The sequence below is a fragment of the Rhizomicrobium sp. genome (genome assembly GCF_056722145.1).
Map to the genome: position 1 here is coordinate 1 of NZ_JBWZET010000086.1, position 8,781 is coordinate 8,781.

The following is an 8,781-nucleotide window of genomic DNA, read 5'->3' on the forward strand; positions in this document are numbered from 1 at the left end:
AGCCGATCGAATAGAGGTGCACGAGCGCGGACACGCCCGTCACCACCACCAGCATGACGGCGGTGAGCGTGTCGACCCGGATCGTCCAGTCGACGCTGAGGTCGCCGGAGCTGATCCAGTTCCACAACGGCACGATCTGGGCATGGCCGAGGATCGCGACGTCGTAGAAGGCGTAAATCGACAGCCCAAGGCTGACGAACAGGCCGAGCGTCGTCAGAAGCTCCGAGGGGCGCGCGCCCAGCCACTTCTGGAAGATGCCGGCGATCGCCGACGTGATGATCGGGAGGAAGACGAGGATGGCGTACAGCATCTCAGCCCTTCATCAGGTTGACGTCGTCCACCGCGATGGTGCGGCGGTTGCGGAAATAGACCACAAGGATGGCAAGACCGATCGCGGCCTCGGCGGCGGCAACGGTCAAGACGAATAATGCGAACACCTGCCCCACCAGATCGCCCAGGTAGGCCGAGAACGCCACGAAGTTGATGTTGACCGAGAGCAGGATCAGCTCGATCGACATCAGGATGATGATGATGTTCTTGCGGTTCAAGAAGATGCCGAACACGCCGATGGTGAACAGCGCCGCGGCGACGGTGAGATAGTGGCCCAATCCGATTTCCATCACTCAACCCCCTCGCCCGGTTGCATCTCGACCACGGCCATGGCGTCGGCCGGATCGCGCGAAATCTGCGTCCACGCCTTCTGCCGGCGCACCCCGGCGCGGTGGCGCAGGGTCAAGACGATGGCGCCGATCATGGCGACGAGCAGGATCAGCCCCGCCGCCTGGAAGTAATAGACATAGTCCGTATAGAGAATGCGCCCCAGCGCGGCGGTGTTGGTCAGACCGGCCGGCGTCGCCGCGGCCTTCACGGCCCGGGTCGCAAAGTGCCAGTGCTGCGCCACCACCAGACCGGCCTCAATGAACAGCACGCCGCCGACCGCGAGCCCGGGCAGCAGATAGGACTGCACGCCCTTCTTCAACTGGGCGAAATCGACGTCGAGCATCATCACCACGAACAGGAACAGCACCGCCACCGCGCCGACGTAGACGATGACAAGGATCATGGCGAGGAATTCCGCCCCCAGCAGCACGAACAATCCGGCGGCATTGAAGAAGGCGAGGATCAGGAACAACACCGAATACACGGGGTTCTTCGACGTCACCACGACAAGACCGCTGAGGATCAGGATGGTGGCGAAAAGATAGAAGGCAATGGCCTGGAGGATCATGGGGTGCCACCCGTATTTTCCGTGCCGAAAACGAAAGAAGATCGCACGCGGTGACGCGAAGACGCGGAGCGGACTTGCCTGAATGCGCCATCATGCATCACCGCAGGCGCTCGCGGCCTAACGACGACTTCGGCACCCAACCTTCGCGTCTCCGCGTCTCCGCGTGAAAATGCGGTGTCGAAGGAAACTCTCAGCCGGGCATGACAACCTGTGTTTTTCATCTGTACGGCGCGTCCAGTTCGATGCTTTTGGCGATGGCGGGTTCCCAGCGGTCGCCGTTGGCGAGCAGCCGCGCCTTGTCGTAGAACAGTTCCTCGCGGGTTTCGGTCGCGAATTCCAGGTTCGGCCCTTCGACGATGGCGTCCACCGGGCACGCTTCCTGGCAGAAGCCGCAATAGATGCATTTGGTCATGTCGATGTCGTAGCGCGTGGTGCGGCGGGAACCGTCGTCGCGCGGTTCGGCCTCGATCACGATGCATTGCGCCGGACAGATCGCCTCGCACAACTTGCAGGCGATGCAGCGTTCCTCGCCGTTGGGATAGCGGCGCAGCGCGTGCTCGCCGCGGAAACGGGGCGATTGCGGCGCCTTCTCGAACGGATAGTTCAGCGTCGCCTTGGGCGCGAAGAAATAGCGCATCGATAAGAGAAACGCCTGCACGAATTCCCAGAGGAATATCTGGCGCGCCTTTTTGTCGAGGTATGCCATCTAGCCTCCAAACAGGTGAGCGAGGAACGGGTCCCAGACGGGACGGACGAACACGACCCAGGCGCCGGCAACCACGACCCAGGCGATCGACACCGGCAGCAGCACCTTCCAGCCCAGCCGCATCAACTGGTCGTAGCGGTAGCGCGGCACAAACGCCTTCACCATCGAGACCATGAAGAACAGCACGATGATCTTGAGCAGCAGCCAGAAAATGCCGGGCACGACCGTCAGCGGCCAGATCGCCAGCGGCGGCAGCCATCCGCCCAGGAACATGATGCTCATCAGGGCGCACAAGAGCACGATGTTCATATACTCGCCGAGGAAGTAGAGCAGGAACGGCGTCGACGAGTATTCCACCATGAAGCCGGCGACGAGTTCCGATTCCGCCTCGAGCAGGTCGAACGGCGGGCGCTGCGTCTCGGCCAGCGACGAGATGAACATCACGATCAGCATTGGGAACAGCGGCGAGAACACGTACCAGCCGCGCATGTCGGGCCCCTGCGCCCGCACGATGTCCGACAGGTTCAATGTGCCCGCGAAAATCAGCACCGTGACGATGACGAAGCCGATCGAAACCTCATACGAAACCATCTGCGCGGCGCTGCGCAGCGCGGCAAGGAAGCCGTATTTCGAATTGGAAGCCCAGCCGCCCATGATGACGCCGTAGACGCCGAGCGAGGAAATCGCGAACAGGTAGAGCACGCCGACGTTGATGTCGGCCACCACCCAGCCGTTGTCGAGCGGCACCACCGCCCAGGCGGCAAAGGCGAGCGTTGCGCTGATGATCGGCGCCAGCAGGAAGATCACCTTGTTCGCGGCGGCCGGGATGATCGGCTCCTTGAACATGAACTTCATCGCGTCGGCGAAGGTCTGCAGCAGCCCGAAGACGCCGACCACGTTGGGGCCGCGCCGCATCTGCACCGCCGCCCAGATCTTGCGGTCGGCCAGAATCCAGAACGCGACCGACACCATCACCGCGGCGGCATAAATCGTGATCAGGATCACCTGCGACACCGTCCAGGCGAGCGGATACGACCAGGCGAAGGTGTGTTGGAACCAGTTGGTGAGCGCCATCAGTCCCTCGCCTTCCTGTTGCCGCGCCCCGACAGCGTCACGTCGCGCGCGCAGGGCGGCAGCGGACGGGCATCGCGCTGGAAGCCGCCCCAGCGGAAATTCGATTTGCGGATCTCCACCCGACCCCGCCAGGGGGCCGGCGAACGGCCACGGGTTGTGCGCATCGATCGTGTCATTCGGCTGCCATCTTGTTATCGGCGCCATGCAGCAGGATGCGGCTGCAATCGGCCATCACTCTGCTCGCACGCGCAATCGGGTTGGTCAGGTAGTAGTCGGCAATCGCTTGCCCCAGCGGCGCGCCGGTATCAAGCACGCCGTCGGCACCGACGCTGTTCCACAACGTAGCATCGCCCTGCCACGCCGGCACTTCGCCGATGCGGGCATATTGCGGCAGCTCGCTCGCCAGCGCGCGACGCAGGTCGGCCAGCGTGTCGTAAGGCAGCCTCTGCCCCAGCACATCCGATAAGGCGCGCAGGATCGCCCAATCTTCGCGCGCCTCGCCCGGCGCGAACACGGCGCGCTGCGTTTCCTGCACCCGGCCTTCGAAGTTGGCGTAGAGCCCGTCCTTTTCGGTGTAGGCGGCGCCGGGCAGGATCACGTCGGCATAATTGGCGCCGACATCGCCGTGGCTGCCCTGATAGACCACGAACGGCCGGCCCATGTTTTCGAGCGGCAGTTCGTCGGCACCGAGCAGGTATATAAAGTCGATCTCGCCCTTCTGCGCCCCGTCGATGATGCCGGAAACGTCGCGGCCGCCTTCGCCAGGAATAAAGCCAAGGTCGAGCGCCGCGACGCGGCTGGCCGCCGTGTGCAGCACGTTGAAGCCGTTCCAGCCGCCCTCGGCCGCGGTGCCTGCCGGGCCGATCATTCCGGTGTCGCGGGCGATACGGGCGGCGCGTTCAAGCAGAACCGAACCATCGCGACGGGCGAGCGCTCCGTTGCCGATGATCAGCATCGGCCGCTTGGCGTTGCGCAGCACTTCGGCAAACGGATGCGATCCGTCGGCGAGCGCGTTCAGCACCTCCACCTCGGCGCCGAGCTGCGTGACGGGATAGGTCAAATCCACCGCCGCGCCGACATTGGCGATGGCCAGCGGCCCGTTCAACCAGCGCTTGCGGATGCGGGCGTTAAGGATTGGCGCTTCCCAACGCGGATTGCAGCCGATCAGGAGCAGCGCATCGGCGGCATCGACGCCGGCAATGGTGGTGTTGAAGAGATAGGCCGGCCGCGCCCCGCCGATCTTGGCGCCATCCTGGCGGCAATCGAGATGGGCGACGCCGAGCGCGACCATCAGATCCCGCAGCGCCTTGATTTCCTCGGCCGCCGCCAGATCGCCGACGATCGCCGCCATCCGCTCCGGCGTGGTCGCCTTGACCCGCGCCGCAATCGCCGCGAAAGCATCGCTCCACGACGCCGGCACCAGCTTGCCGTTCCTGCGCAGATACGGCCGGTCGAGCCGCTGCCGCCCGAGGCCATCCCAGATGTGGCGGCCCTTGTCGTGCAGCCACTCTTCGTTGATGTCCTCGTTGAGCCGCGGCAGAATGCGCAGCACGGCGCGGCCGCGAGTGTCGACGCGCGTGTTGCAACCCTGCGCATCCATGATGTCGATGCTCTCGGTGTGCTTCAGCTCCCACGGCCGCGCATTATAGGCATAGGGCTTGGAGGTCAGCGCGCCGACCGGGCAGAGGTCGACCACATTGCCGGAAATCTCCGACGCAAACGCCTTTTCGAGATAGGTGGTGATTTCCACATCCTCGCCGCGCCCGGTGAGGCCGAGATCGGGCACGCCGGCGACTTCGGTGGCGAAGCGCACACAGCGGGTGCATTGGATGCAGCGGTTCATCTGGGTCTTGATCAAGGGCCCCATGTATTTGTCTTCGACCGCACGCTTGTTCTCGTGGAAGCGGTGGAAGGCGGCGCGGCCGTAGCCCATCGCCTGATCCTGCAGGTCGCACTCGCCGCCCTGGTCGCAGATCGGACAATCGAGCGGATGGTTGATGAGCAGGAACTCCATCACGCCTTCGCGGCCCTTCTTCACCGCCGCGCTATTGGTGTTGATCTTCGCCGGCGTGCCGTCCTTGTTGGGGAAGATGTCCTTCACCTGCAGCGAGCACGACGGCTGCAGCTTCGGCGCCCCCACCCACTCCACCAGGCACATGCGGCAGTTGCCCGCCACCGAAAGGCGCTCGTGATAACAGAAGCGCGGAATCTCGGCGCCGGCCTGTTCGCAGGCCTGCAGCAGCGTGAGGGCGTCCTCCGCTTCGATTTCCTTGCCGTCGATGATGAGCTTGCGGGCCATGTGTCAGTTCGTTCCGATGGAGGGACCGATGATATCGCGCCAGCGCAGGTAACCCTGGCCGGAAAGATGCAGATCGTCGGGCGTCACGGTGGGATCGAGCCGGCCGTCCACGACGAAATGAGAATAGACATCGACATAAGTGACGCCACGCCGCTCGGCCGCCGCTTTCAACAGCGCATTCACGCCGCGGACCTTGTCGTCATAGAGGCGCTGGCGCGGCAGAAGGCTTTCCACCACGATCTTGACGTTCGGCACGCCGCCTTGCAGCGTCGCGACGCAGGCATCGATGTTGGCGACGATGGCCTCCGGCGAAAGCTTGCCGAATTCGACGTCATTGGTGCCGATCTGCAAAATCACCTTCGCCGGCTTGGCCGCAACCACCTGCCCGATCCGCGCCTTGAGCCCGACACTGGTGTCGCCGGCAATACCGAAATTGCGGCTGCGGACTTCCGGGAACAGCTCGTTCCAGCGCATCCAATCGGTCAGGCTGTCGCCGACGAACGCCACCCCGCCATTGAGCGGCGGCATGACGCCGAACTGGGTCACGCGCAGGACATAGGTCGAGGCGTCCCACGGATGCGGGAACCACGCCGCATCGGGCATTGCCACGCCGACCGAGGCGGTGGTCGGACGCACGGTCGCGAACGGATCGGCCATCGCCGCGGCGGCAGGCGGGTCGTCGTGATGGAAGAACGCGCCGACCGACGTGCAGCCGCAGCCCGCCAGGGCGAACCCGGCGATCACGGCAGCATTGGCGAGCGGCGCATTCATGCTAGTTCCGTTGCTGGCAGAGGAGCGAGCGCATCCGCGGCGAATAGTGCGCGGCATAGCCCTGCTTGGCGTAATAGTCCGAACAAAGATAGGCCCGATGGCCGCCGATCTGCGTTTTGGCGACGGCCTCCCATTCGCCATCCGGCACCAGCCGCAGGCATTCGTCGAGGGTGTAGATCAGGCGCGCGACGTACCATTCATAGCGCTCGAATTCCTGCTTCGAGCCGCCCATGGTCCCGGCCGCCATGTCGAGTTCGACCGGATCGGACAGGCGCGGATGCGCCAGCGCGACATCGCATTGGGAAAGGTACATCTCCTTCGCCTTGGCGTTGCGCCACTTGAACATGTTGGCGATCGCGATGCCCGCGGTTGCCACGGCCAGCACCATCAATCCGAGCGGCGGTCTGACGACGGTCATGTCATGCCTCCTTTCGCTCATGGCAAAATTCACTCCGCAGCGCTGCGCAAACCGTATTCGCGGATGCGCCGTTCCAACTCGGGGCGGAAGTGCCGGATCAGGCCCTGGATCGGCCACGCCGCAGCATCACCCAGCGCACAGATCGTGTGGCCTTCCACCTGCTTGGTCACTTCCTGCAACAAATCGATTTCATCGACGGTGGCGCGGCCCTGAACGAGGCGGCTCATCACCCGCATCATCCACCCCGTTCCTTCGCGGCACGGCGTGCACTGGCCGCAGCTTTCGTGCTTGTAGAACTGCGACAGCCGCTGGATCGCCTTCACCACGTCGGTGGATTTGTCCATCACGATCACCGCGGCGGTGCCGAGACCGGTCTGCACCGCTTTCAGGCTGTCGAAATCCATCAGCACCGTGTCGCAGATCGACTTCGGCAGCAGCGGCACCGAGGCGCCGCCGGGAATGATCGCCAGCAGATTGTCCCAGCCGCCGCGCACGCCGCCGGCATGCTTCTCGATCAGCTCCTTCAGTGGAATGCCCATCGCCTCTTCGACGTTGCAGGGCTTGTTCACATGGCCCGAGATGCAGAACACCTTGGTGCCGGTGTTGTTGGGACGGCCGATGCCGGCAAACCACTCGGCGCCGCGGCGCAAAATGGTCGGCGCCACTGCGATGCTTTCGACGTTGTTGACCGTCGTCGGACAGCCATAGAGCCCCATGTTCGCCGGGAACGGCGGCTTCATGCGCGGCTGGCCCTTCTTGCCTTCGAGGCTTTCGAGCAGCGCGGTTTCCTCGCCGCAGATGTAAGCGCCGGCGCCGTGATGCACATACAGATCGAACGGCCAGCCGTGGATGTTGTCCTTGCCGATCAGCTTGGCGGCATAGGCTTCATCGACGGCACGCTGCAGCGCCTCGCGCTCGCGGATGAATTCGCCGCGGACATAGATGTAGGCGACATTGGCGCGCATCGCGAACGAAGCGACGAGGCAGCCTTCCACCAGCGTGTGCGGATCATTGCGCAGGATGTCGCGATCCTTGCAGGTGCCGGGCTCGGATTCGTCGGCGTTGACGACGAGATAGTGCGGCCGGTCCTTCACCTCTTTCGGCATGAACGACCATTTGAGCCCGGTCGGAAAACCGGCGCCGCCGCGGCCGCGCAGGCCCGACTTCTTCATGATGTCGACGATGGCCTCAGGACCCAGCGCCAGGATGTTCTTGGTACCGTCCCAATTGCCACGCCGCTTGGCGCTTTCGAGGTCGGCACCCTCGAAGCCGTAGAGATTGGTGAAAATGCGATCGCGATCACTGAGCATTTTTGGGGCTCGCAAGAAGGTTCACGCGGAGACGCGGAGACGCGGAGTTCATGATCACCACGGACATCGCAGCGCTGGTGAGGCTTACAAACCTCCTCCGCGTCTCCGCGCCTCCGCGTGAAAAATTCTTCTTCATGTCGCCGCTCCCGGCGGTTTTTGAATCGGGGCTTCGCGCTGTTCGACGCCGGGCGTCAGCTTCTTGGCCTCGTCGTCGGTCAGGCTCGGGCCGGCGTGGCGCAGCGTCGGATCGTAGAGGGCGCGATCGGTCAGCGTGGTGGCACCGCCTGCCGGTTCGGAGGAATGGCGGCCGATCTGCGAGCCCGGCTTCGGCGTTTCACCGCGGCGGATCGCTTGCAGGATCGCTTCGGTGGTTTCGCCGGTGAGGTCCTCATAGGGATCGGAATTGACCAGCACCATCGGCGCGTTCACGCAGGCGCCGAGGCATTCCACCTCTTCCCACGAGAATTCGCCATCCGCCGAAACCGTGTGCGGCTTGTCGGCGATGTGCTTCTTGCACGCCTTGACGACATCGTCGGAACCGCGCAGCCAGCACGGCGTCGTGGTGCAGACCTGGACGTGATGGCGGCCCTTCGGCTTCAGATGGAACATGGTGTAGAAGGTCGCCACTTCCAGCACGCGAATGGACGGCATGTCGAGAAGGCGCGCAACCTCTTCGATCATCGCCCTCGTCACCCAGCCTTCCTGCTCCTGGCCGATCCACAGCGCGCTGATCACCGCCGAGCGCTGCCGCCCGGGCGGAAATTTGGCGATCCAGACATTGACCTTCGCCATGTTCTCTTCGCTGAACGCGAAGCTGGCAGGCTGATCTTCATGCAAACGGCGAACGCTCACCGGTCCACCTCCCCAAACACGACGTCGATGGAACCGATCACGCTCGATACGTCGGCCAGCATGTGGCCTTTGGTGAAATATTCGAGCGCCTGCAGCGACGCATAGCTCGGCGCGCGGATCTTG

10 protein-coding genes and 1 pseudogene are annotated in these 8,781 nt (G+C 64.0%); all 11 read right to left on the reverse strand.

Translation table 11 applies throughout. The annotated features are described in order from the left end of the window. Positions 1 to 310 (reverse strand): annotated as a pseudogene (locus AC1P6P_RS04980) (NADH-quinone oxidoreductase subunit L); the annotation flags it as partial. Position 311: 1 nt separating this feature from the next. Further along, positions 312 to 620 carry an NADH-quinone oxidoreductase subunit NuoK gene (nuoK, locus tag AC1P6P_RS04985; protein ID WP_481401334.1) on the reverse strand — a complete coding sequence of 103 codons (309 nt, stop codon included), beginning with the start codon at positions 618 to 620 and terminating at the stop codon, positions 312 to 314. Further along, positions 620 to 1,228, reverse strand: coding sequence for an NADH-quinone oxidoreductase subunit J (locus AC1P6P_RS04990; protein WP_481401335.1), 609 nt, complete (start codon positions 1,226 to 1,228; stop codon positions 620 to 622). Before AC1P6P_RS04990 ends, nuoK begins: the two co-directional genes overlap by 1 nt. Positions 1,229 to 1,445: 217 nt before the next feature. Beyond that, the gene (gene nuoI, locus AC1P6P_RS04995; RefSeq protein ID WP_481401336.1) at positions 1,446 to 1,934 is read right to left on the reverse strand and encodes an NADH-quinone oxidoreductase subunit NuoI; all 489 of its coding nucleotides are present in this window, start codon (positions 1,932 to 1,934) and stop codon (positions 1,446 to 1,448) included. Further along, positions 1,935 to 3,008, reverse strand: a complete 1,074-nt coding sequence (gene nuoH / locus AC1P6P_RS05000; RefSeq protein WP_481401337.1) for an NADH-quinone oxidoreductase subunit NuoH — start codon at positions 3,006 to 3,008, stop codon at positions 1,935 to 1,937. It lies immediately after the preceding gene. A gap of 172 nt (positions 3,009 to 3,180) precedes the next feature. Further along, positions 3,181 to 5,307, reverse strand: coding sequence for an NADH-quinone oxidoreductase subunit NuoG (gene nuoG / locus AC1P6P_RS05005; RefSeq protein ID WP_481401338.1), 2,127 nt, complete (start codon positions 5,305 to 5,307; stop codon positions 3,181 to 3,183). Positions 5,308 to 5,310: 3 nt separating this feature from the next. Continuing rightward, a complete protein-coding gene (locus AC1P6P_RS05010; RefSeq protein ID WP_481401339.1) occupies positions 5,311 to 6,078 on the reverse strand; it encodes a GDSL-type esterase/lipase family protein in 768 nt (255 codons plus the stop codon). 1 nt (position 6,079) lies between these two features. Continuing rightward, positions 6,080 to 6,496, reverse strand: a complete 417-nt coding sequence (locus AC1P6P_RS05015; RefSeq protein WP_481401340.1) for a hypothetical protein — start codon at positions 6,494 to 6,496, stop codon at positions 6,080 to 6,082. A gap of 29 nt (positions 6,497 to 6,525) precedes the next feature. Continuing rightward, complete coding sequence (nuoF, locus tag AC1P6P_RS05020) at positions 6,526 to 7,806, reverse strand: NADH-quinone oxidoreductase subunit NuoF (RefSeq protein ID WP_481401341.1); 1,281 nt, start codon at positions 7,804 to 7,806, stop codon at positions 6,526 to 6,528. A gap of 132 nt (positions 7,807 to 7,938) precedes the next feature. Beyond that, entirely contained in the window at positions 7,939 to 8,658 is a 720-nt protein-coding gene (gene nuoE, locus AC1P6P_RS05025; protein WP_481401342.1) for an NADH-quinone oxidoreductase subunit NuoE, read from the reverse strand. Continuing rightward, positions 8,655 to 8,781 (reverse strand): NADH-quinone oxidoreductase subunit D-related protein (locus AC1P6P_RS05030; protein ID WP_481401343.1); only part of this gene is annotated, 127 nt, incomplete at its 5' end. The genes AC1P6P_RS05030 and nuoE, both read right to left, overlap by 4 nt.